Origin of the sequence: Mesorhizobium sp. B2-3-10 (genome assembly GCF_006442275.1) — a bacterium.
In the GTDB taxonomy this organism is placed as follows: Bacteria; Pseudomonadota; Alphaproteobacteria; order Rhizobiales; family Rhizobiaceae; genus Mesorhizobium; species Mesorhizobium australicum.
Window position 1 is genome coordinate 179659 of sequence record NZ_VFVT01000007.1, and the last position, 23148, is coordinate 202806.

General features: G+C 65.1%; 18 protein-coding genes. 5 read left to right on the forward strand and 13 right to left on the reverse strand.

Annotation, left to right across the window (positions count from 1 at the left end; all coding sequences use genetic code 11):
* Positions 1-10: 10 nt before the first annotated feature.
* Positions 11-1339, reverse strand: a complete 1329-nt coding sequence (locus FJ943_RS21150) for a dicarboxylate/amino acid:cation symporter (protein WP_140724539.1) — start codon at positions 1337-1339, stop codon at positions 11-13.
* 166 nt (positions 1340-1505) lie between these two features.
* On the opposite strand from FJ943_RS21150, the gene FJ943_RS21155 reads away from it, so the two are divergent.
* Genes FJ943_RS21155 through FJ943_RS21165 form a run of 3 tightly spaced genes read left to right on the forward strand, consistent with a single transcriptional unit; the run spans position 1506 to position 5266 of the window.
* Complete coding sequence (locus FJ943_RS21155; protein WP_140724542.1) at positions 1506-3461, forward strand: sensor histidine kinase; 1956 nt, start codon at positions 1506-1508, stop codon at positions 3459-3461.
* On the forward strand, positions 3458-4813 hold the full coding sequence (locus tag FJ943_RS21160) for a sigma-54 dependent transcriptional regulator (RefSeq protein ID WP_140724545.1): 1356 nt from the start codon (positions 3458-3460) through the stop codon (positions 4811-4813). The genes FJ943_RS21155 and FJ943_RS21160 overlap by 4 nt, the downstream gene beginning before the upstream one ends.
* Positions 4814-4840: 27 nt before the next feature.
* A complete protein-coding gene (locus FJ943_RS21165; RefSeq protein ID WP_140724548.1) occupies positions 4841-5266 on the forward strand; it encodes a GNAT family N-acetyltransferase in 426 nt (141 codons plus the stop codon).
* Here the strand turns inward: FJ943_RS21165 and FJ943_RS21170 are convergent, their stop codons facing one another.
* The 9 genes from FJ943_RS21170 to murA all read right to left on the reverse strand — a co-directional run bounded on the left by FJ943_RS21170 (position 5267) and on the right by murA (position 16074).
* On the reverse strand, positions 5267-6382 hold the full coding sequence (locus FJ943_RS21170; RefSeq protein WP_140724551.1) for an anhydro-N-acetylmuramic acid kinase: 1116 nt from the start codon (positions 6380-6382) through the stop codon (positions 5267-5269).
* Entirely contained in the window at positions 6382-7389 is a 1008-nt protein-coding gene (locus FJ943_RS21175) for a serine hydrolase (RefSeq protein ID WP_140724554.1), read from the reverse strand. Before FJ943_RS21175 ends, FJ943_RS21170 begins: the two co-directional genes overlap by 1 nt.
* Before the next feature lie 250 nt (positions 7390-7639).
* Entirely contained in the window at positions 7640-9388 is a 1749-nt protein-coding gene (locus FJ943_RS21185; RefSeq protein ID WP_140724557.1) for an ABC transporter ATP-binding protein, read from the reverse strand.
* Positions 9385-10224 carry an ABC transporter permease gene (locus FJ943_RS21190; protein ID WP_140724560.1) on the reverse strand — a complete coding sequence of 280 codons (840 nt, stop codon included), beginning with the start codon at positions 10222-10224 and terminating at the stop codon, positions 9385-9387. The genes FJ943_RS21185 and FJ943_RS21190 overlap by 4 nt, the downstream gene beginning before the upstream one ends.
* Positions 10224-11183 carry an ABC transporter permease gene (locus FJ943_RS21195; RefSeq protein ID WP_140724562.1) on the reverse strand — a complete coding sequence of 320 codons (960 nt, stop codon included), beginning with the start codon at positions 11181-11183 and terminating at the stop codon, positions 10224-10226. Before FJ943_RS21195 ends, FJ943_RS21190 begins: the two co-directional genes overlap by 1 nt.
* Positions 11184-11214: 31 nt before the next feature.
* Positions 11215-12726, reverse strand: coding sequence for an ABC transporter substrate-binding protein (locus tag FJ943_RS21200; RefSeq protein ID WP_140724564.1), 1512 nt, complete (start codon positions 12724-12726; stop codon positions 11215-11217).
* Between the two features lie 120 nt (positions 12727-12846).
* Positions 12847-13770 carry an N-acetylmuramic acid 6-phosphate etherase gene (gene murQ, locus FJ943_RS21205; protein ID WP_140724567.1) on the reverse strand — a complete coding sequence of 308 codons (924 nt, stop codon included), beginning with the start codon at positions 13768-13770 and terminating at the stop codon, positions 12847-12849.
* 169 nt (positions 13771-13939) lie between these two features.
* Positions 13940-14821 carry an N-acetylglucosamine kinase gene (locus FJ943_RS21210; protein ID WP_140724570.1) on the reverse strand — a complete coding sequence of 294 codons (882 nt, stop codon included), beginning with the start codon at positions 14819-14821 and terminating at the stop codon, positions 13940-13942.
* Positions 14818-16074 carry a UDP-N-acetylglucosamine 1-carboxyvinyltransferase gene (gene murA / locus FJ943_RS21215; RefSeq protein WP_140724573.1) on the reverse strand — a complete coding sequence of 419 codons (1257 nt, stop codon included), beginning with the start codon at positions 16072-16074 and terminating at the stop codon, positions 14818-14820. The genes FJ943_RS21210 and murA overlap by 4 nt, the downstream gene beginning before the upstream one ends.
* 148 nt (positions 16075-16222) lie before the next feature.
* Between murA and FJ943_RS21220 the strand changes: the two genes are divergently transcribed.
* Positions 16223-17083 carry a MurR/RpiR family transcriptional regulator gene (locus FJ943_RS21220; RefSeq protein ID WP_015318976.1) on the forward strand — a complete coding sequence of 287 codons (861 nt, stop codon included), beginning with the start codon at positions 16223-16225 and terminating at the stop codon, positions 17081-17083.
* A gap of 5 nt (positions 17084-17088) precedes the next feature.
* Here the strand turns inward: FJ943_RS21220 and FJ943_RS21225 are convergent, their stop codons facing one another.
* The 3 genes from FJ943_RS21225 to FJ943_RS21235 form a co-directional block, all read right to left on the reverse strand.
* Positions 17089-18444, reverse strand: a complete 1356-nt coding sequence (locus FJ943_RS21225; protein ID WP_015318975.1) for a glutamine synthetase family protein — start codon at positions 18442-18444, stop codon at positions 17089-17091.
* Positions 18445-18686: 242 nt separating this feature from the next.
* Positions 18687-19385 (reverse strand): GntR family transcriptional regulator, encoded by a 699-nt coding sequence (locus tag FJ943_RS21230; RefSeq protein WP_015318974.1) that lies wholly within the window; start codon positions 19383-19385, stop codon positions 18687-18689.
* 185 nt (positions 19386-19570) lie between these two features.
* Entirely contained in the window at positions 19571-21631 is a 2061-nt protein-coding gene (locus tag FJ943_RS21235) for a N,N-dimethylformamidase beta subunit family domain-containing protein (protein ID WP_140724576.1), read from the reverse strand.
* Positions 21632-22086: 455 nt separating this feature from the next.
* Here FJ943_RS21235 and ftsZ point away from each other — a divergent pair, with 455 nt between their 5' ends.
* Positions 22087-23124, forward strand: coding sequence for a cell division protein FtsZ (gene ftsZ / locus FJ943_RS21240; protein WP_140715186.1), 1038 nt, complete (start codon positions 22087-22089; stop codon positions 23122-23124).
* Positions 23125-23148: the final 24 nt, after the last annotated feature.

Consider the following 23148-nt stretch of genomic DNA (forward strand, 5'->3'; position numbering starts at 1 on the left):
AAACCGTGGATCACTCGGCGGGAACGATGTCCGCCGGCAGGCTGTCGTCGGCGGTCCCAGCCAGCGCTCTCGCCAGCTTCGCTTCGTCGAGTTCGCCTTCCCAGCGCGCCACCACCAGCGTCGCCACCGCATTGCCGACGAAGTTGGTCAGCGCCCGGCATTCCGACATGAAGCGGTCGACGCCGAGGATCAGCGCCATGCCGGCGACCGGCACCGAGGGAACCACCGAAAGCGTGGCGGCCAAGGTTATGAAGCCTGCCCCGGTGATGCCGGCGGCACCCTTGGACGACAACATCGCCACCAACAGCAGCAGGATCTGGTCTGATATCGACAGATGGATGTTCGTCGCCTGGGCGATGAACAGGGCGGCAAGCGTCATGTAGATGTTGGTGCCGTCGAGATTGAAGGAATAGCCGGTCGGGATGACCAGTCCGACCACCGAACGCTTGGCACCGGCCTTCTCCATCTTCTCCATCAGCGAGGGCAATGCCGCTTCCGACGACGAGGTGCCGAGCACCAGCAGCAGCTCTTCCTTGATGTAGCGGATCAGCGACAGGATCGAGAAGCCGTTGTAGCGGCACACGGCACCGAGCACGACGAACACGAACAGGAGCGAGGTCGCGTAGAAGGTTCCGACCAGCATGGCGAGGTTGATGACCGAGCCGATACCGTATTTGCCGATGGTGAAGGCCATCGCACCGAAGGCGCCGATCGGGGCTGCCTTCATCAGCACGCTGACCAGCTTGAACATCGGCGCCATCAGCGCCTGCAGGAAATTGAGCACCGGCGTGCCCTTCTCGCCGACCAGCGCCAGCGCGATGCCGAACAGCACCGAGAAGAACAGCACCTGCAGAATGTCGCCGTCGGCGAAGGCGCCGACGATCGTGCCGGGAATGATGTTCATCAGGAAGCCGGTGACCGACTGGTCATGTGCCTTGGCGGCGTAAGTGTTGACCGTCGAGGCGTCGAGCGTCGCCGGGTCGATGTTGAAGCCGGCGCCCGGCTGCACGACATTGGCCACGACAAGGCCGATGATCAGCGCCAGCGTCGAGAAGGTGAGGAAGTAGAGCATCGCCTTGCCGGCGACGCGGCCGACTTTCTGCAGGTCGCTCATGCCGGCGATGCCGGTTGCCACCGTCAGGAAGATGACCGGGGCGATGATCATCTTGACCAGCTTGATGAAGGCGTCGCCGAGCGGCTTCATGCTCTCGCCGATCGCCGGATAGTAATGGCCGAGCAGGATGCCGACGGTGATCGCCACCAGCACCTGGACGTAGAGCTGGGCATAGAGGGGCTTGCGCTGCGCGGCGGGCGCGGCGGATTGGTCTGGGATATGCATCGAACTCTCCCTGGCCGGATGGACGGAACCCGCCCTGCGTGACTTCTCCCATCGCGGCGTTCCGGTCGCCCGCCGCTGCACGGATGTTTGCAAACGCTGTGCCAGATGCCGGATAGGCCGGAATCCCTGGGTTCAGCCGTTCCTGCCTTGCCTTTGACGGGGAGTTGTGCGGATTTCCGCACAGGCCTTGTTTGCCCGGGCGGAATTTCGCATTAGACTGGGGGCAAAGCCGGGGAGCAAAGGGAGAGGGCCGACGCCACAACAGCGCATCGATAGCGGATCCCCCGGGTTTGCCGGCCGCGACCTGCTGCGCGAAGCGGTAGCGCGCCTGCGTGGCCGTTGGCTGTTTACGGCAATAGCGCTCTCTGTGCTTGCCGGCGCGGTTGCCACCGCCGGGCGCATCGCCGAGGGTCAGGCCGCCGATGACCTGCGCGACGGGGCATTGGCCGCCTTGCCGCTGGCGGCCGGAACCCTGACCGGCGAAATCGAAAAGCAACGTCTCGTGCCGCTGGTGCTGGCGCGCGACGATGCGGTGCGTGATGCGCTGCACCGTTCCGGGAAAGTCGAGGAAACAGCGCTCGACGCCAAGCTGAAGGCCATAGCCGGCGATGCGTCGGCGTCCGCCATCTATGTCATCGACACGGCGGGCATGGCGATATCGGCCAGCAATGCCGGCCAGCCGGACAGCTTTGTCGGCATCGATTATAATTTTCGCCACTATTTCACCGATGCGATGGCCAAGGGCGCGGCCAGCCAGTATGGCCTCGGCACGATCAGCGGCAAGCCGGGACTCTACCTTGCCGGCCGTGTCGACGACGGTGGCAAACCGCTTGGCGTCGCGGTTCTGAAGGTCGAACTCGGCGGTGTCGAAGCCAATTGGCGGGCGAGCGGCTTTCTCGTTTTCGTCACCGACGAGCGCGGCGTCGTTCTGGCCACCAGCCAGCCCGACTGGCGGTTCCATGCGCTGGCGCCGCTCTCCGCCGCGGATGCCGCCGCGGCGCATGACCAGCTTCAACTGGTCGACGCCGCCTTCGAGCCGCTGCCGATACGGCGTGGCGCCGGTGACGGCCTGGCGACGATCGAAGAAGCCGGAAAATCGCGCCGGTTCGTCGAGGTGGTGCAGGACTTGCCCGGTGCCGTCCCCGGCTGGCGCCTGTGGCTGCTGACGCCCGCCGATGTCGCCTTGACCGCCGCCGCCAACACGGCGCGCCTGACGACACTGCTCGGGCTGCTGCTGATGGGGCTGCTTGCCTATGTGTTCACCCGGCGCCGGCGCACACGCCGGCTGCGGCAGGAGGCGCTGGCGCGCATGAATGCCGAACTCGAAAGCCGGGTCAGTTCCCGGACCGCCGAACTGACGCGATCGAACACGGCCCTTGCCGGCGAAATCGCCGAGCGCGAAAACGCCGAGGCCAAGGTCCGCCGGCTGCGCGACGATCTTGCCCAGGCCAACCGGCTCTCCATCCTCGGCCAGATCGCCGCCGGCGTGGCGCATGAGATCAATCAGCCGGTCGCCGCCATCCGCACCTATGCCGAGAATGCCGGCCGCTTTCTCCAGGCCGGCAAGACCGAACCGGCAAGCGGCAACCTGACCTCGATCGTCTCGATGACCGAGCGCATCGGCGCGATCACCAGCACGCTGCGCACCTTTGCGCGACGGCCTGGCGTCGCTGCCTCGCCCTTGCCGGTACGCGAGGCGATCGAGGGCGCGCTGTCGCTGCTGTCCGGCCGCATCCGCGATTCCGGCGTCACCATCGTCAAGCCGGGCGGCACCGCATCGCCATTGGTGATGGCAAGCCGCATCCGGCTGGAGCAGATCCTCGTGAACCTGTTGCAGAACGCGCTGGACGCCATGAAGGACCGGCCTGATCCCCGCATTGAGATCGACCTCGCCGAACGCGGCGACCGCGTGCTGATTTCGGTGCGCGACAATGGTCCCGGCCTCGGCCCGGAAGCCGCCGGCAATCTGTTCATGCCGTTCCAGACCACCAAGGAGAAGGGGCTTGGCCTTGGCCTGGTGATCTCGCAGGAGATCGCCCAGGAATTGGGCGGCACGCTGCGGCTCGACCCCGACACCGCCAGCGGCGCATCCTTCACCATCGACTTGAGGCGGATCGAATGACGCAGGGATCGGGGCTGGTCGCGCTTGTCGACGACGATGCGGATCTGCTGCATGCCACCACGCAACTGCTCGAACTTGCCGGCTTCACGGTGATCGGGCTCGACGCCGCCGAGGCAGCGCTTGGTGTCGTCGACAGGGACTTCGAGGGTGTGGTCGTCAGCGACATCCGCATGCCCGGCATGAATGGGCTGCAACTCTTCGACCGCGTCAAGGCTGTTGATCCCGACTTGCCGGTGATCCTGGTCACCGGGCATGGCGATGTCGATCTTGCGGTCGCCGCGCTCAAGGACGGGGTCTATGATTTCATTCCGAAACCCTATGCGGGGGAGCGTCTGGTCGAGGCGCTGAAGCGTGCATCGGAGAAGCGGCGGCTGGTGATGGAAAACCGGCGGCTCCGCGAAGCCGCCGCACTTGCCGCGGACGGCATGCCGTTGATCGGCGAAGCGCCGGCCATAAGGCGGCTGCGCGAGACCTTGCGCCAGATCGCCGACATGGACGTCGACGTGCTGGTGGAGGGCGAGACCGGAACCGGCAAGGAAGTGGTGGCCGACCTCCTGCACCGGTGGGGCCGGCGGCGTGCAAAGCCGTTCGTGGCACTGAACTGCGGCGCTCTGCCCGAGACCGTCATCGAAAGCGAGCTGTTCGGGCACGAGGCCGGCGCGTTTACCGGGGCGCAGCGACGGCGGATCGGCAGCATAGAGCATTCCAGCGGCGGCACGCTGTTCCTCGACGAGATCGAATCCATGCCGCCGGCCCTGCAGGTCAAGCTGTTGCGGGTGCTGGAGACGCGCAGCCTCACCCCGCTCGGCTCGAACGAAACAAGGCGCCTCGATCTCCGGGTCGTCGCGGCGACCAAGGTCGATCTCGGCCGGCAGGACCAGCGCGGCGATTTTCGCGAGGATCTCTATTTCCGCCTCAACGTGGTGACGCTGCGCATTCCGCCGCTGCGCGAGCGGCGCGGCGATATCGAGATGCTGTTCGGCCACTTCCTTGGCAAGGCGGCGAAACGGTTTGGCCGGCCTGTCGCCAAGGTGAACGCCGCCGTGAGCCATCATCTCCAGTCGCACGACTGGCCGGGCAATGTGCGCGAACTCGCCCATTTCGCCGATCGCGTCGCGCTCGGTCTTGGTCCCGATGACGAAACCAGGTTCTCGCCCGCACGATTGCCAGCGCCCGCCGCCGCACTGCCGGAGCGGGTCGGGCATTACGAGGCGCAGCTCATCCGCGACGCGCTGCGCGACCATGGCGGCGACGTGCGCGGCGCCATCGACGCGCTCGGCGTGCCGCGCAAGACGTTCTACGACAAGCTCAAGCGCTATGGCATCGCCGCATCTGATTTCCGTCCCTCTTGATCTTTCCAAGTGAGTATCGCGAAAGCCATGAACACGACACTTGAAACGACCGCCGATCCCCTGCCGGAAGAACTCGCCTTTCTCAGTGAACGGCTGACGGCGTTCAACGACGGCGATGTCGGCGCGTCCGAAAAGAAGGCGCTGGCGGTGTTCGTGCGCGACGAGATCGGGGCGATCGTCGCCGGCATTTCAGGCTACACCGCCTGGGGCTGGCTCTACGTGCAGTGGCTGTGGGTCGACGAAAGGCTGCGCGGCCAGCACATGGCAGGCCGGATGCTCGACGCGGCCGAACGCGAAGCCGTGGCGCGCGGCTGCCAAAACGCCTGGATCGACACATTCAATCCCAACGCCGCCAAGGTCTATCAGAGGCAAGGCTACCAGCCTTTCGGGACGCTGGCCGATTTCCCTGTCCGCCGCAGCCGCATCTTCCTGCGGAAGAAACTGGTCGACTGATCAGCCAGCCAGCTTTCCGCCGCGCATCGGCCGCGGCGCGCCCGTCGTGCTCGGGAAACTGATCGGCAGGCCGCGCAGCACGCGAACCGCGAGGAAGGCAAAACACTCCGCCTCCACCGCGTCGCCGCTCCAGCCGAGGCTTTCGGCCAGCACGACCTCGACCCCGGCGCGGCTGGCGAGCATCGCCATCATTGTCGGGTTGTGGCGACCGCCACCGCTGACCACCAGCTTCTTCGGCCGGCTGGGCAGAAGGTCGAGCGCCTTGCCGACAGCGGACGCGGTGAAGGCGGTGAGCAGGGCCGCGCCATCCTCGGCGCTCAGGCTGTCGGCCATGGCCGCGCCGAAATCGAAACGGTCGAGTGATTTCGGATAGGCCTTGGTCAGATAGGGATGCTGCAACAGCTTGGCGAGCCGGGCTTCGTCCACCTTTCCCGCGCCGCCAAGCGCGCCGTCGCGGTCCATTTCGCCGAGCCCCTTCGATTTGATGAAGTCATTGAGCGGCGCGTTGGCGGGGCCGGTGTCGAAGGCGATGACATTGTCGGCGCCGTCCCACCAGGTGATGTTGGCGACGCCGCCGAGATTGAGCACCGCCACCTCGCCACTGGCGCCGGCGCCGCGCATCAGCGCGGTGTGATAGGCAGCGGCCAAAGGCGCGCCTTGTCCGCCGGCGCGCATGTCGGCCGAGCGGAAATCGTAGGCGACCTTGGTGCCGAGGATGGCATGCATGAGCTCGCCGTCGCCGAGCTGCCGGGTCTGGCCGAGCCGTCCGACCTGCGGCGCGCGATGCAGCACGGTCTGGCCGTGAAAGCCGACGACCCCGATCTCGGCCATCGTCATGCCGTAACCTTCCACGAGTTCCTTCACCGCCGCCGACTGCGCGCGCGTCAGCGCCTCTTCGGCCTTGCGAAAAATCGCAGGTTCCGGCCCGGTGAAATTCCAGGCCCGCGCCGCCGCCAGCGTCTCTTCCAGCAGCGACCGGATCGACGCGGGATAGGGCATCAGCCGGTAAGTGCCGAAATCGTCTATCCGCTCGCCATCGGTCTTGATCAGGGCGACATCGATGTTGCCGTCAAGCACCGTGCCGGTCATCAGGCCGACGGCCCAGATTGGTTCCATCATTGAGCTCCATTGATGAGGTCGCCGACCGCTTGCCGAAGCTGAACGATGCCGCTGTCGAAATGACGTGTCGGATGGATCCGGTTGGTAAGCAAGGTCCACGCCTTGCCCTTGTCGAAGTCGATCCACAATCCTGTGCCGGTGAAGCCGGTGTGGCCGATCGTTCCCGGACCGCACAGCGCACCGCCGGACCAGCCTTGGTAAGGGCGCTCCCAGCCATGGGTGCGGGTGGCCGACAGGGGCTCGCGCATCAGCGCGATCAACCGTTCGGATGCGCCGGTTCCGTCCAGCAATCCCCAGGCGAAATCGAGCACCGAAGCGGCCGTGCCGAACAGACCGGCATGGCCGGCGCCCTGCAGCGCCGAGCAATTGTCGTCGTGGATCTCGCCGGACAGCACGCGATGGCGCCAGGTGCAGTCCTCGGTCGCCGCGGCGGCATCGGGTTCCGCGAACCAGGCAAAGCCCGGGCCGGGTTCCACGGCGCGGATGCTCTTGCCCGACAGCCGCTCCATCGCAAAGCCGAGCAGGATGAAGTTGATGTCGGAATAGACAGGGTCGCGCGCCCGCCATTCGCGCTGCAGGACGAAGGCGCGCAGCAGTTCGGGGTCGCGCCCATAGGTGTAGATCGGCTCGACGGCCGGGAAGGGCGTCTGGTGGCCCAGGCACTGGCGAAAGGTCACCTTCCGCTCCCATGCGTTCGCGTCATACTGGCGAAGGTCGGGAAGCAGGGAAATCAGCGGCGCGTCGAGATCGATGATGCCGTCCTGCGCCAGCGCCAGGATACGCGGCGTGGTAAAGATCACCTTGGTCAGCGACGCCAGGTCGAACCAGGTTTCAACGGTCATCGGCCTGACTTTAGGCACAAGCTGCGCGGAGCCGATCGCTCTGGTGATGCGCTCGCCATTTCTGCCGACCAGGCCGAGCACGCCGCCGGGAATGCGCTTGGCCGCCACTGCCGCTGCGAGCGGTTGGAACGCGCGGTCGAAGAGCTGGGCAAGGGGGCTCAATGCCAGCCTCCGCACGTGGGCATGTCGTCAAACGGAAAAGTCGGCGATCCTTCGCACCCCCCTCTGTCCTGCCGGACATCTCCCCCGCAAGGGGGGAGATTGGCCGTAATAGCGGCTTTCGCCAATCGCCGACGTCGCAGGAAGGGGCGGGATGCCGAAGCTGCTAATCTCCCCCCTTGCGGGGGAGATGGCCGGCAGGCCAGAGGGGGGTGCTGTCCCGCCGACCTTGCATATCCCAGTGCACCGTCCATCACACCTCCACCCTCGCCATATGATCCCCGCCAAACTGCTCCCATCGCGCCGGCGCCGGCTCAAACCCTCTCGGGCGCACCAGCGAAGGCACCTGGCGCGTATCCAGTTCGAAACGCTCATGTCGCCGGTCGATAGTCGGAACGGCTGATATAAGCTTCTTCGTATAGGAATGCTTCGGATTGGACAGCACCGAGGCCGCGTCGCCGATCTCGACGATCTGGCCGGCATAGATGACCGCGATGCGGTGCGCGATCCGCTCGACCACCGCCATGTCATGCGAGATGAAGAGATAGGCCAGCCCAAACTCACGCTGCAGGTCGACCAGCAGCTCCAGCACCTTGGCCTGCACCGACACATCGAGCGCCGACACTGCTTCATCGAGGACCACGACGGACGGGTTGAGCATCAGCGCGCGGGCGATGCACAGCCTTTGCCGCTGGCCACCGGAGAACTCATGCGGATAGCGCTCGAGGCTGTTCTTGGGCAGGCCGACGCGTTCCAGCAAGCGCGCCATTCTGGCCCGCGTTTCGGCATCCACCCGGCCGCCGGTGGCGATCACGGGTTCCGCCAGAATGCTCTCGATCGCCAGCCTTGGATTGAGAGAGGCATAAGGGTTCTGGAACACCATCTGCATGGGCCTGGCGCTGCGCCTCGGCGAGGCCGCTCGGGCGCCGACCGAGAAGCTGCCGCGCGCCGGCCGCACAAGCCCCAGCACCGCCTTGGCGGCAGTGGATTTGCCCGAACCGCTCTCGCCGACGATGGCCAGCGTCTCGCCGTGCATCAGGTCGAAATCGACGCCGTCGACGGCATGCACCGCGCCGGTGGCGCGGCTGAAGAAACTGCTCTTGAGGGGAAACCGAACCACGAGGCCATCGACCTTCAAGGCCGGTTCGGCGCTCGCGCCGTTGTCACGTTGCCCATCCGAGCGCGTCGCGCGACCGCTGGCGAAATGCGGCACGGCGTGCAGCAGATGCTGGGTGTAGGGATGCTGGGGGCTGTCGAGGATCCGGTTGAGCTCACCCTGTTCGACGGCCTGCCCGTTCTGCATCACCATCACCTTGTCGGCGATGCCGGCAACCAGGCCGATATCGTGGGTGATGAAGATGACGGACATGCCGCTTTCGCGCTTCAGCTCGGCAAGCAGCGCCATGATCTGCGCCTGCACGGTAACATCGAGCGCCGTCGTTGGCTCGTCGGCGATCAGCAGGCGCGGGTTGCAGGCCAGTGCAATGGCGATCATTACCCGCTGCAGCATGCCGCCGGACAGCTGGTTGGGCGTGTATTTCAGCCGGCGCGCGGCATCGGGAATGCGCACGCGGTCGAGCGCGTCCCGGGCTGCCGCCCTTGCTTGCCGGCCGGTAAGGCCGCGATGCAGGCGGAACGATTCCTCGATCTGGGTGCCGATGGTCAGCACCGGGTTGAGCGAGGTCATCGGTTCCTGAAAAATCATGCCGATCTCGGCGCCGCGAATGCCGGTCAGTTGCGGTTCGGTCGCGGTCGTCAACTCGAAGACGGTCCCATTGGCCCGCTTGAGCTTCATCGAGCCACCGGTGATGCGGCCGCCACCGAAATCGACGAGCCGGTTGATCGACAGCGCCGTCACCGACTTGCCCGAGCCGCTTTCGCCGACAATGGCCAGCGTCTCGCCGTCGGCGATATCGAAACTGACGCCGCGCACCACCTCATTGGCCGAAGGATTGCGGCCGAAGCCGACGCGCAGGTCCGAGACTGACAAGAGCGGGGTCATGCGAACGCGCTCCGCATCCTCGGGTTGAGAATATCGCGCAAGGCGTCGCCCAAAAGGTTGAAGCCCAGAATGCTGATCATGATCGCCAGGCCTGGGAAGATCAGCAGCCAGGGTGCCGTTTCCATCAAATTGCGGCTGTCGCTCAGCATCAGGCCGAGCGACGCGGCGGGCGGCTGCGTGCCAAGGCCGAGAAAGCTCAAGCCGGCTTCGGTCAGCAGCGCCCAGGCGAGCGCCAGCGTCACCTGCACAGTCAACGGCGCCACGAGGTTGAGCAGCAGGTGGCGCGTGACGATATAGCTCGAACTGCTGCCGAAGGTTCGCGCGGCATCGACGAATTCGCGTGTCTTGAGCGACAGCGCGGGGCCGCGCACCACGCGGGTGAAGATCGGCGTGTAGACGATGCCGATGGCAACGACGCTAGTCCAGGTGCCGGGGCCGGCAACGGTGACGATGAGCAGCGCCAGGAGGATCGCCGGGAAGGCCAGCAGCACGTCCATGATCCGCATCACGACGCCGTCCCAGCGGCGCCCGAGCCAGGCGGCGGCCAACCCCAGGATCGTTCCGGCAAGCGCCGCGAAGGCCACCGAGAAGAAGGCGACGGTAAAAGACTGGCCGATGCCCGCCATCAGGCGGCTGGCGACGTCGCGGCCGAACAGGTCGGTGCCCATCCAGTAGGCGGCGCTGGGCGCATGCAGCCGGTCGATACGGTACTGCGTGATCGGATTGTGCGGCGTCAGCCCGAGCAGGCCGAGGATGGCAAGCAGCAGATAGACGCACACGATGACGCCGCCGATGCGGCCGCTGCCATGGCCGAAGATGGCACGCAGGATGCGCATCACTGTTCCCCCAGCCGGATGCGCGGATCGAGCGCGACATAGGCGAGGTCGACCAGGAGATTGACGATCATGAAGTTGAAGGCGATGAACAGCACGCTGCCCTGCACCAGCGCGTAATCGCGCTGCAGGATCGCGTCGAGCACCATGCGTCCGAGGCCGGGCAGGGCGTAGATCTGTTCGACGATGACGGCGCCGCCCAGGAGGTAGCCGAATTCTATGCCGCTCAGCGTCACGACAGGGATCAGCGCATTGGGAAGCGCATGCCGCCAGATGACGCTGCGCGCCGAAGCGCCCTTGCTGCGCGCGGTGCGCACATAATCGTCGCTCAACACGTCGAGCATTGCCGAGCGCGCAATGCGGGTGACCGATGCCGCGAAGGCAAAGCCGAGCGTGATGGCGGGCAGGATCAACTGGCTGAGATTGCGCAAGGGATCCTGCCAGAGCGGCACGAATTCACCCATCGCCGGCAGTACGCCGAAGCCCGCCGACAGCGTGTAGATGATCAGCAAGCCAAGCACGAAGCTCGGCGTCGACTGGCCGATCATGGCGACGACGCGCACACCGAGGTCGGACAGCTTCTCGCTGTGGGTGGCGGCGTAGATTCCCGCCGGCATGCCGACCAGGAGCGCGATGATCATAGAGAGGAGCGCCAGCTCCAAGGTCAGCGGGAAGCGATCGAGGATGACGTCGAGAACCGGCCTGCCATAGGTGACGGATATGCCGAAATTGCCGTGCAGGATGCCGCCGATCCAGCGCCAGTACTGGACGAACCAGGGCTGGTCGATGCCGAAATAGGCGGCGAGCGCATCGCGCTGCGCCGGCGTCAGCAGGCCGGCCTCGGTTCCCAGCATCGCCGTGATCGAATCGCCAGGCACCATCCGGATCGCGACGAAGACCAGGATGGACACGCCAAGCAGGACGAGAGGAAACGTCGCCAGCCGTCGCAGGAGATAGTTCACGCCAGGAAGACCTCTCGTCCCGTTGCCGAAGCTACTGGATCGTCACCTTGCTCAGGCTGAACAGCGTGCCGGTCGGCGTCGGCACGAACCCGGATATGTTCTTCTGTTGCGCCGTATAGCTATAGGAGGTGTAGAGCCAGATCCACGGCGACATTTCGGCGAGGTGCTTCTCGAATTCGGCGAAGATCGCTTTGCGTTTGGCCGGATCGGTCTCTGCGCGGCCCTGCTGCATCAGGCTGTCGAGCGTGTCGTCGATGTAGTTCGCCACCTTTTGCAGATTGCCTGATTTGGTCCAGTAGCGGTTGTACATGGTATAGGGGTCGGCCCGGCCGCCATTGAGCGCGATCGCCATGTCGAAATCGCCCTTCAGCCAGGCGTCGACATAGACGTTGAGCTCCATCATCTTGATATTGAGTTTGACGCCGATTTCGGCGAGCTGCGACTGGATGACCTGGGCTTCCGCGGCTGCCGTCGGCGGCTCGCCCGTGGCGCCGATCACGGTCGCCGAAAAGCCGTCGGCAAAGCCGGCCTCGGCCATCAGCTTCTTGGCCCTTTCGACATCGCGCTTGTAGCAGAACAACTGGCTGGGATCGGTGGCCAGCGCCGGGATGGTCAGCGGCCCGGTGACCTTGCCTTCGCCCAGCGCGGCGGTGTCCAGCACCTCCTGCCGGTCGATGGCGCAGGAGATCGCCTGGCGCACCTTGAGCTCGGTCATCGGCTTCCGCGACGGGTTGAGCTGCAGCACGTTGTAAGCCAGCACCGGCACGCGGTTCAATTGCAAGTTGGCTTCCTTCGGCACCAGCGTGGCGACGAGCGGATCGTTGAGCAAGGCGAAATCGATCTGCTTGGTGCGCATGGCGGCGAGGATCGCCGCCTCGTCGGGCAGCACACTGATCTCGATGCCGTCGACGCCGGTCGCGCCGCCGGCCCAGTTCTTGTTGGCGCTCAAGACTTCCTTGGCGTTGGGATCCCACTTGTCGAGCTTGAACGGGCCCGAACCGACCGTCCTGGTGCCGATCGAGCCGGCCTTGATCTCGGCCACCGGAACGATGGCCGCGTTGACGTCGCTCATCGCCGTCAGGATAGGTGCGTCGGCCTGCGACAGGTGGAACACGACGGTCGCCGCATCCGGCGTGTCGATGCTGGCGATCGACAGGAAGTTGGCGCGGGCAGCGGCACCGATCTTCTCGTCGAGAATGCGCTCGAACGACGCCTTGACGTCGGCGGATGTCACGGCGGTGCCGTCCTGGAATTTCGCCTTGGGATCGAGCTTGAAGGTCAGCCCCTTGCCGTCCTTCGAAAACTCCCAGGAGGAGGCGATGGCGGGAATGATCCGCAGGCTGGCGTCGACGCGCACCAGCGGCTCATAGATCAGCTCCAAAAGCCGCAGCGAGGAAAAGGCCGTCTGCTTGTGCGGATCAAGCCCGGTGGCGTCCTGGGACCAGGCCATGTGCAGCGTCGCCGCCTGCGCCGAAACCGTCGCGATGCCGAGCATCGCGGCAAGGGTGATGCCCGAAAGCAGCCTTCTTGTAAGATGAACCATTCTCGTCTCCCATTATTGAACTCGGTGCCTTGCAGTTTCCGAGGACCGCTTCCAAGGCACACATGCTATGGAGTGTCGGCCCAGTCTATGCGGCTTGACGCCGTCTTGTCTAAAGTGGCTTCAGGTTGCTTCGTCGCCGATCGCCTTTCGCAGGAACCCTCCGGCCCTGGACAAAGCGGCCCGCGCCGCGTCCACGTCGAGGCCGGTGATGGTCACCAGGATCGCCAACTTGACGTCCTTGCCGGTCCGGTCGAGCGCCTGCCGCGCCTGCGGCGCGGTACAGCCGGTCGTCTGCATGACCATCCTGATCGCCCGGGCCACCAGCTTCCTGTTCGATGGGTTCAGGTCGACCATCAGATTCTGGTAGCTCTTGCCGATCCGGATCATCGAGGCCGTGGTCAGCATGTTGAGCACCAGCTTCTGCGCGGTTCCCGATTTCAGCCGCGTCGAGCCGGTGAGCACTTCGGGGCCGACGACCGGCGAGATCGCGATGTCGGCGATACCGGCAATGGCCGATGCCGGATTGCAGGAGAGGGCGACCGTCGTTGCGCCGATCTGCCTGGCATGGGTCAGCCCGCCGATGACATAGGGCGTGCGTCCGCTGACCGCGATGCCGACCACCACGTCGTCGGGTGTGAGTCCGATCCCCTGCAAGGCCTTGGCGCCCATCTTCGGGTCGTCCTCGGCGCCTTCGAGCGAGCGCACCAGCGCGTCGGACCCGCCGGCAATCAGGCCGACCACCATGCCTTCGGGCACGCCGAATGTCGGCGGGCATTCCGAAGCGTCGAGCACGCCAAGCCGGCCGCTGGTGCCGGCGCCCATGTAGATGAGGCGCGCGCCCCTCTGGAAGGCAAGCACGATCCGGTCCACCGCGGCGGCAATCTCGGGCAGCACCTTTTCGACGGCCGCTGGGACGATCTTGTCCTCGTCATTGATCCTGCGCAGCACGTCGAGGGTCGGCAGCAGATCGATGTCGACGGTCCTTGGGTTCCGACCCTCGGAAACCAAGCGATCCAGCTCAGACATCAATCCTTGCTCGGTCATCCCAGCGCTTTCAAAAATTCTGCCGCACGACGCCCGGCATGACTCGACGGGCAGCCAGTGCGGACGGACCTTGGGGTCCGTCATCGCAGTTTTTCTTTGTTAACTTTCTAGAATTTGATATTCGTATCGTCAACGGAGATTTGGAATATTCTATTCCTGCCCAAATTGGCTATCCCTTGCAAACCGAACGCTTGGCAAGAATGATCGCGCCGGATACGGCGTCGCCGTCGGCGGGCTTCAGGCGGCGGCGCACATCGGGAGAAAGCCAGGGCTCCAGCGGGCTGGCGAGGCCGCCCAGCAACGTCACGCGCAGCGCGCCTTTTTCGAACAATACCCGCACCAGCGTGTCGATCTGTTCGGCGGCACCTTGCACGATGCGGCGCCCCACGGGATCGCCCTGGTCGGCATGGCGCATCACCATGGGTGCAAGCGCGGCATAGTCCGTGGCGCTGGCGCGGTCCATCCAGGCGACAGCCTCCATGGGGTCGCCCGCGAAGCGCTGCATGACCTCCGCCAGCAGCGCCGTGCGCTCGTGGCGGCCGTCATGGGCGCGCAATGCCAGTTGCACGGCTTTCAATCCAAGGTCGGCGCCGCTGCCCTCGTCGGAGATCGGAAACCCGTAGCCGCCGGCGCGCAGGTCGCGGCCCTCGACGAAGCCGAGGCCGATCGAGCCGGTCCCGGCGATGACGATGGCGCCGTCCTGGCCGGAATGCGCGCCAAGGCAGGCACCGATGCCGTCGCTGACGAAGTCGATGCTGGCAAAGGGATGCGCGATTGCCCGCAACGCCTCAAGCGCGCCTTTGCGGCCGATGCCGGCAAGGCCGATGCCGGCATGGATCTTGGCGGTTTCGGCTGGCGCGAAACCTGCTTCCTCGATCGCCGCGCCGAAAGCTTTGGCGATGGAGGCCCAGGCTGCCTCGATGCCGAGCCGCGTCGTCGCCGGCCCCGACAGGCCCTGTCCCAGCACCGTGCCTTGCGCGTCCTCGAGACGGGCGCGGCAACCGGTGCCGCCGCCATCGACGCCGAGAAAATAATCCGCTTCGGTATTCATGCGCCCAGCCGCTCGATGTCGGCGCCGCACAGGCGCAGCTTGCGGTCCAGTTGCTCGTAGCCGCGGTCGAGGTGATAGACGCGGTTGATTGTCGTCTCGCCTTCACAGACCAGCGCCGCCAGCACCAGCGACACCGAAGCCCGCAGATCGGTGGCCATCACCTGCGCGCCGTGCAATTTCTCGCCGCCGCGCACCAGCGCCATGGTGCCTTGCAGCTTGATGTTGGCGCCGAGCCGCATCAGTTCGGGCACATGCATGAAGCGGTTCTCGAAAATGGTTTCGCGCAGCAGCGACGCACCCTGGGCGCAGCACATCAGCGCCATGAATTGCGCCTGCAGGTCGGTCGGAAAGCCCGGATAGGGTTCCGTCGTCAGATCGGCGGCCTTGAGCGGCCGGTCGCGCGAGACGATCAGACCGCGATCGCCTGGCCAGACGCTGACGCCGGTCGCCTCCAGCAATTGCACCACCGAGGCCATATGCTCGAGCCGGGCGTGCGTCAGTTCGAGCTGGCCGCCGGTGATGGCGGCCGCGATGGCATAAGTGCCGGCCTCGATGCGGTCGGGGATGATGTCATGCCTGGCGGCGTGCCAGCTGGTGTCGCCCGCGATCAGGATACGGTGCGTGCCGGCGCCCTCGATGCGCGCGCCCATGGCAATGAGGCAGGCGGCGAGATCGGCCACTTCCGGCTCGCGGGCCGCGTTCAGGATCTCGGTTTCGCCCTTGGCCGCGGTTGCCGCCATCATGGCGGTTTCCGTCGCCCCGACAGATGGCGAGGGGAGCACGATGCGCGTGCCGGTCAGCCCGTTCGGGGCCGAGGCGACGATCAGGCCGTTCTCGACGGCGATCCTGGCGCCGAGCGCGGCGAGTGCGGCGACATGCATGTCGACCGGCCGCGCGCCGATCGCGCAGCCGCCCGGCAGCGAAACCCGGGCATGGCCGAACCGCGCCAGCAATGGCGCCAGGACGAGCACCGTCGCCCGCATTTTCCGTACCGTGTCGTAGGAGGTCTCCGTGGAAACGGCGGTACTTGTGTCGATTGTGGCGGCATGGGCGGACCGGGTGATTTCGGCGCCGTGAAGTCGCACCACGCCGAGCATGTTTTCGACGTCGGTCACATCGGGCAGGTTGGTCAGTTCCAGCGGGTAGGGGCTGAGAAGAGCGGCCGCGATCTGCGGCAAAGCGGCATTCTTGGCGCCCGATATGGTGACCGCGCCTTCCAGTCTCCGTCCGCCGACGATCCGCAATCTGTCCATGGCTGAAACCTTGACGGCCACATCCGGTGACCTGCCCGGGAATCCCGAGCGACCCCGGGTCGGTCGAGAATTAATTCTGCGTTCTTGGCTGTCAATCAAAATTGGAATAATTTATTCCTCGTCTTGCAGTGAAGAGCGAGGGGTTTCCGTGTCCGTCTTAAGCAGGATCAGTGCCGAGCTCGACGGCATGGCGCCCGGCGATCGCGAGATCGGCCGTTATATCATCGACAATCCCGACCAGATGCTGCGGCTGTCGACGGCCGCGCTTGCGGCCGAGATCGGCCGCAGCCAGTCTAGCGTCGTCAAGTTCAGCCAGAAGCTCGGCTATGACAGCTATCAGGAGCTCAAGCTCGCCGTCAGCGAGGCCAAGGCGCAGGATTGGCAGGTGCCGGCCGGCGTCATCCACGGCTCCATCGAGGTGGGTGACGGTTTTCCGGTCATCCTGAAGAAGCTGATCGGCAGCAAGCTGCTGTCGATGCAGCAGACCGTCGCCGCCAACAGCGAGCGCATCCTTTCCAGGACGCTGGACCTGCTGGATGGCGCGCGGCGCATCCATCTGGTCGGCGTCGGCGCCTCCTCGCTGGTGGCGCGCGATTTTTCATACAAGCTGATGAAGCTCGGCCGCAATGTGCTGCATGACAGCGACAGCCACATCCAGATGGCCAACGCCTCGACGCTCGGGCCTGACGATGTGCTGTTCGCGCTGTCCTATTCCGGCGCCAGCATCGAAACCTTGCGTATCGCGGAGCTTGCCAGCAAGCGTGGCACGACGGTGATCGCCGTCACCGGCCTGCACGACAATCCGCTGAGCCGCGTCGCCGACATCCGCCTCTACACCCTCGCCGACGAGGAACGCGCGCGCTCTTCCTCCATCACCGCGCGCGACGCGCAGCTGACGCTGACCGACCTTCTGTTCATCCTGCTGGTACAGAAGCAGCCCGACGCCAACGACTACGTTCACAACAGCGAGGCGGCGGTCACGGTGCTGAAGGCCGAGCGCTCGTCGTAAAGGCCTCAGACGCTTTCGAGATAGGTCTCGATCTCGAAATCGCTGACGTTGAGGGCAAACGTATTCAATTCCTGGCGTTTGCAGGCGACGAAGGAGTCGCGCAGGATCGCCGGGAAGATCTCCGCCACATGCGTCCCGCCTTCAAAGGTTGCGATCGCCGACGCCCAGTCCGGCGGCAATTTGGCCGGGGCAACGCCTTGCCCGTCATTCCCCGCCGGGTCGCCCGGCGACATCTGCTTCTCGATGCCGATCAGCGCGGCGCCCAGTATGGCGGCAAGCACGAGATAGGGGTTGGCGTCGGCTCCCGAGACGCGATGTTCGATGCGGCGCGCGCCGGTCGGGCCGCCGGGGATGCGGATCGCGACCATGCGGTTCTCGTAACCCCAGGCGACCGCGGTCGGCGCGTAGGATCTCGGGCGCAGCCTGCGGTAGGAATTGAAGTGCGGCGCGAACACCAGCGTGCTTTCGGCCATCGCCGCCAGCAGCCCGCCGACCGCGTGTCGCATGGTGTCGGAACCCTGGTCGGTGCCGTCGTCGAACACGTTGCGCCCATCGGCGTCGACCAGGCTGAAATGGACATGGAAGCCGTTGCCGGCGCGGTCGCCATAGGGCTTGGCCATGAAGCAGGCGGCAAAGCCGTGCTTGCGGGCAATGCCCTTCACCGTGCGCTTGAACAACACCGCATCGTCGGCGGCCCGCAAGGCGTCGGCGACATGGTTCAGGTTGATCTCGAACTGGCCGACGCCGTTTTCGGCGATTGCCGTATCGACGGGAATGCCTTGCGCGCGGCAGGCTTCATAGATGTCGTGGATGAAGGCTTCGAAATCGTCGATCTCGTCGATCGACAGCGCCGCGTCGGAATCGAGGCGCCGCCCGGTGACCGGCGAGACCGGCCCGACCGGCCGCTGCGATTGCGGATCGACCAGGTAGAATTCGAGTTCGGTCGCCGCGACAGGCGTCAGGCCGAGCGCCTTGTAGCGATCGAGGATGCGGGCCAGTGCCCGCCGGGGGTCGCCGAGATAGGGCGCTCCGCTCTCATCGGCGAGCCAGAGCGGGACGAGCGCCGTCGGATGCGCCGTCCATTCCACCGGCAGAATGCCGCGACCCGTCCATTGGCAAAGGCCATCGGCATCGCCGGTCGAGAAGACCAGGCTGTTGCCTTCGATGTCCTCGCCCCAGACGTCGAGCCCGATCAGCGAGTAGGGCATGCGCAGCTTGCCCTCCAGCGCCTTGCGGGCCTGCTCGACGGGGATGCGTTTTCCCCGCATGATGCCGTTGAGGTCGCACACCGCGGCCCTCAGGCTCTGGATGTCGCTTCGGCTTTCAAGCCAGTTCAAAACGTCCGCAATTGCATCGCCCAATTTCAAACCTCTGGTTCCCTGCGGTGTCGCGTCTGAGGCGAGCACCCTATTTCTACGACAAAGCAGCTGATGAGTTCATGAAGGCACCTCCGACATCGGTCGGAAAAGTTTCCTTCATTTTTTCAAGCAGTTAGCCGGTATGTCGGGAGGCATTTCAGGAACCAATTGCGCGATCTGCGATCGCAACATAGCGACAAGGCAAGGGAAAGCCAAGCGGCATCTGGGGTGCAGGAGACACCGGCCTAGCTCCTCGCTTCCGGGAATCTGACCTGCCGCAGGATGTGGGCAGCACCCTCGTCGATGTCGCGAACGATGGCCGCCCGCGCTCGCGCACCGTCCTGCGCCTCGATCGCGGCAACGACTTCCTCGTGATAGTCGATGTCCAGGATGGAGGAGAGGTCGTCCTCGAACCCCACGGCGAGGTTTCTGAGAAACGGGCCGACCTGCATCCACACCGTCTCGATCAGGAAGATCATCTGCTCGTTGCCGCAATGGCGATAGATCGAGAACTTAAAATCGTGGTTCTTCCTGAGATAGTCGCCGATATCGCCTTTGCGGGCCGTCAGGGTCAGTTCTGTGCAATGGCGTCGGATCGCCCGCAGATTGTTGCCGTTGATCAGTTTCGTCGCAAGCTCGGTCGCCGGGCCTTCGAGCAGTGTGCGCACGGCGGTCAATTGCGAGAATCGCTCGGCCGAGATCACCGGCACCTCGACGCTGCCATTCGGCATCGGGCTCAGTGCACGCAATGCCTGCAGCCGCATGAAGGCACTGCGCACCGGCATGTCGCTGGTGCCGAGTTCCCTGGCGAGCTTGCGCGAGGTCAGCTTCTGGCCGGGCAGGAATTGGCCCGACATCAGGGCTCGCACAAGCTCCAGATAGACCTTCTCGTGCAAGGGCACGGTGTCGACGGCGGTCAAACCGAAATGTGTTCTGCCGGCCATTGGCGGGGCGCACCTTCATCCGTTCTGAAAATGACCTGACGACACGCGCCGTGGACAAAGCTTAGGCCCGGCACGGCGGGAACACCCAAGCCGCCGATTGATCGGGCATGATAGACGCTTCGGTCGTTGCGCGGCAAGCCAACCGCCGGAGCCGGCGCGGTGCGGCGGGCTGCCTTCTTTTCCGGCTATCGATCCGGGGCCGGCCCGCTCTTTTCCAGCGCCAGATGCGTCAGCAAATTCCTGGTGATCCGGCCGACGTCGTTCATGGCATCGCCCGCGGGCAAGGCGCCGCACCAGGCGACCGAACTCGCGCAGAAGATCAGGCCGCCCGAGGGCAGATGGCGCAGCGTCATCTCCGCGCAGCGGCGCTCGTCGCGCTCTCTGTCACCTCCTTCGTACCAGCGCGTCGCGTCATGGACGAAGCTGTCCGGGAACCCGGTCGCACGGGCAATGACCATGGTGTCGGGGGATGTGCCCAGATGCGGGTCGGTGGCATCGACCTCGTAGCCGGCGGCGCCGCCAAGCACGATGCCCTCGTCGCCGAAGGTCTCGCTGGTGACGCCGTCGAACAACCACGCGGCCGAGGGCTGACGGCTTTCCGGCGTACGCGTGAAAGGCCGCGCGCCATCGAAACCCATCAGCGAGATGGCGACGCCGGTCAGCGAGAACTCGCCGCGCCCGCTGGCGCGCAGGTAGCCTCCCGGCTGGTTGGTAATCGACAGTGACTGTTCGGCGATGGGGCCGTCCCAGGTCCGGCCCGCCTCGAGCGGCGAGCGGCGCAATTCCATCAGATCGTCCTGGAACGCCACCTTGCCGGCAAAGCCATTGCCGCCGAGATAGGCGATGCTGCCGCCCGCCGCCGCGAATTGGCGCAGCGCATGCTCCATCTCGACCGACATGTATTCGGGATGGCTGCCGGTGATGACCGCCTGATACTCCTGCAGGCCGGCAAGACCCAGTTCGTGCAGGTCGCGGTCGGTGATGAGATCGAAGGCGATATCATTGTTGTGGCAGAAGCGTAGAAAATGCAGGTCGACCGGCAGATTGTGCGGGCAGCCGCAGAGCGGATACTTGTAGTCGTCACGCAGCGTCGCCTTGGGCTTCCTGGTGGAACAGATCGACACGCCGCTGAGGTCGCTGTGATAGTCGTAGAGCGACTTCAGATTGTTATCGATCGCGAAGCGATGGCCGCGATCTTCGCACATCCATTCGTAGAGATGCGCCGGCAGGAATTCGTCCGCGTAAGCGAGATAGGTGGCCGTCGGCACCAGGAACAACAACGGCGCCCGGCGCTCCGACGAAGTGATGAAGAAGACGATACGCTCCGATCCTTCATCGTGACCGACCTCGAAGGCATAGACCCCGGCGGGCGCCTCGGCGGGAACCTGCAATTGGTATGAGGCCGGCCACTGCAACGCCTCCATGTCGTCGTCGTGGCAATGCACGGCGTCGTAATGCGACGGCACCAGCCGGGGGTCGAAACTCGACCCGTCCCAGCGGCGCGAGGTCATGCAGAAGGCGGGCTGGTTGACCGTTTCCAGGAAGAGGACGCGATCGGTGCCTGTCGAGGCGAGCGGGCCTCTCGGCAGCAGGGTCGGAAACGTCCAGGCGATACGGCCAGCCGCGGTTTGCAGCGAGATCGTCGAGAATTTCGCGTTGAGCGACCTGACATCGTTTGCCGTGCTGGTGCCGAAGACCATGTCACCGGTCAGGAGCCGCCACGGCAGGTCGAATCGACGATCCAGGCGAAACGGCGACAGGAGATCGTCCGAATCGATCCGCAGCACGGTCGCGCCGTCGTTCGACGAAATCTCGACCTTGAGCCAGGTGTTTGCCGGCAAGACCACGTCGCTATCGGGCGAGTTGCCGTCGTCGCCTGATATCAGCCGCCCGTCCTGCAAGCCGAGGCGCAGGTTTCCGCTTTCGAACAGCACGCGGGCGCCATCGTTGCGGGTCAAGTATACTTCGAAGGCGACGCCTTCGATCTCGGTGGCCTTGGCAAGTTCCGCCGCCGCGACCCTGAGGAAGGATCCGTGATCGAAATCGCGACGGGACACGGCATTTCCCGTCGGCTCGACGCGCCAGCCCATCGGCTCGGCCGCTTGCGTGTCGAGCCGCACGACGTGCACGTCGCGTACCGGCCGCGACGACGAGACATGGAGGGCGACTGGTGTTCCTGCCGCTGTATGCCAAGGAACGGTATAGCCTGAGACGGCCATGGCGCCGTGGTCGACGGGGCGTTTCATCGCCGCAAAAATCCGCGTCGCGATCCCGGCTGTCGCACTCTCCCCGGCTGTCGCACTCTCATTGATGGCAAACTGGACAATTCTATCATACCTTTGGGTCAGGAGGGCGCATATATCCCCTCGGCCTTGCTTGCTGATTAAGTCCGTAGGAATCTCGCTCAGCCATCGATGGCCTCGGCAAATGCGAGTTCTAGGCATCCGTCGCAGGCATCCGCTTGGTGCCTGATCCACGACGACATTATCGCGATCGTCCGAAACCGGACAGTCGTTCTCGAAGGTCGGCCTCTTCATCACAAAACTTGACCTTCACGCACTTGCACGTCCGGCCGCTCTCTGGCTTTTTGGGGTACCCATCCGAACGGACTGATTCGCGTCATGCCGCTCGATTGCAATGTCTTGCAGGCAGTCTGCTTGTGGGTCGTGAAGCGCACGCAATTGGCGAAGGAGAAGCAGGCATGGCCGAGTTCAAGAAGCCGGAAATCTCCGAGATGAGACCCAAGATCACCGTGATCGGCGTCGGCGGCGGCGGCGGCAACGCGATCAACAACATGATCGTGGAACAGCTTCAGGGAACCGAGTTCATTGCCGCCAACACCGATGCCCAGGCGCTGACTATGTCGAAGGCGACGCGGCTGATCCAGCTTGGCGCGCACGTCACGGAAGGCCTTGGCGCCGGCTCGTTGCCCGAGATCGGCCGTGCCGCGGCCGAAGAATCGCTGGACGAGATCATGGATCATTTGGCCGGCACCCACATGTGTTTCGTCACTGCCGGCATGGGCGGCGGCACCGGAACCGGTGCGGCCCCGATCATCGCCCAGGCGGCGCGCAAGGCCGGCATCCTGACGGTCGGCGTCGTCACCAAGCCGTTCACCTTCGAGGGCAGGCGCCGCATGCAGATGGCCGAAGAGGGCATCGAGCGGCTGCGCGAGGCCGCCGACACCGTGATCGTGATCCCCAACCAGAACCTGTTCCGGATTGCCGATGCCAAGACCACTTTTGCCGATGCCTTCGTCATCGCCGACAGGGTGCTTTATTCAGGCGTCAGCTGCATTACCGACCTCATCGTCAAGGAAGGCCTGATCAATCTCGACTTCGCCGACGTCAAATCGGTGATGCGCGGCATGGGCCGCGCCATGATGGGAACCGGCGAGGCTTCGGGCGAAGGCCGGGCGATGAAGGCGGCGGAAGCCGCGATCGCCAATCCGCTGCTTGACGAAATGTCGATGAAGGGCGCCAAGGGCGTGCTGGTGTCGATTTCGGGCGGCCGGGACATGACCCTGTTCGAGGTCGACGAGGCGGCCACGCGCATCCGTGAAGAGGTCTATGAGGACGCCGATATCATCGTCGGCGCCATCTTCGACAAGAGCATGGAAGGCCGCTTCAGGGTCTCGGTGGTGGCGACGGGCCTCGATCGTTCGCTCGGCGAGGGTGATGCCGATGCCGGCATGGCACATGGCCATTCCGTGCCGTCCGCCGCACGGACCCTGCAGTAACCTTTCTCTTCGATTGACCTCCCG

Bases quoted from the DNA above. Each gene is read 5' to 3' on its own strand.
- FJ943_RS21150 (WP_140724539.1), bottom strand. From the start codon at position 1,339: ATGCATATCCCAGACCAATCCGCCGCGCCCGCCGCGCAGCGCAAGCCC.
- FJ943_RS21160 (WP_140724545.1), top strand. From the start codon at position 3,458: ATGACGCAGGGATCGGGGCTGGTCGCGCTTGTCGACGACGATGCGGAT.
- FJ943_RS21165 (WP_140724548.1), top strand. From the start codon at position 4,841: ATGAACACGACACTTGAAACGACCGCCGATCCCCTGCCGGAAGAACTC.
- FJ943_RS21170 (WP_140724551.1), bottom strand. From the start codon at position 6,382: ATGGAACCAATCTGGGCCGTCGGCCTGATGACCGGCACGGTGCTTGAC.
- FJ943_RS21185 (WP_140724557.1), bottom strand. From the start codon at position 9,388: ATGACCCCGCTCTTGTCAGTCTCGGACCTGCGCGTCGGCTTCGGCCGC.
- FJ943_RS21190 (WP_140724560.1), bottom strand. From the start codon at position 10,224: ATGCGCATCCTGCGTGCCATCTTCGGCCATGGCAGCGGCCGCATCGGC.
- FJ943_RS21200 (WP_140724564.1), bottom strand. From the start codon at position 12,726: ATGGTTCATCTTACAAGAAGGCTGCTTTCGGGCATCACCCTTGCCGCG.
- murQ (WP_140724567.1), bottom strand. From the start codon at position 13,770: ATGACCGAGCAAGGATTGATGTCTGAGCTGGATCGCTTGGTTTCCGAG.
- FJ943_RS21210 (WP_140724570.1), bottom strand. From the start codon at position 14,821: ATGAATACCGAAGCGGATTATTTTCTCGGCGTCGATGGCGGCGGCACC.
- murA (WP_140724573.1), bottom strand. From the start codon at position 16,074: ATGGACAGATTGCGGATCGTCGGCGGACGGAGACTGGAAGGCGCGGTC.
- FJ943_RS21230 (WP_015318974.1), bottom strand. From the start codon at position 19,385: ATGGCCGGCAGAACACATTTCGGTTTGACCGCCGTCGACACCGTGCCC.
- FJ943_RS21235 (WP_140724576.1), bottom strand. From the start codon at position 21,631: ATGAAACGCCCCGTCGACCACGGCGCCATGGCCGTCTCAGGCTATACC.
- ftsZ (WP_140715186.1), top strand. From the start codon at position 22,087: ATGGCCGAGTTCAAGAAGCCGGAAATCTCCGAGATGAGACCCAAGATC.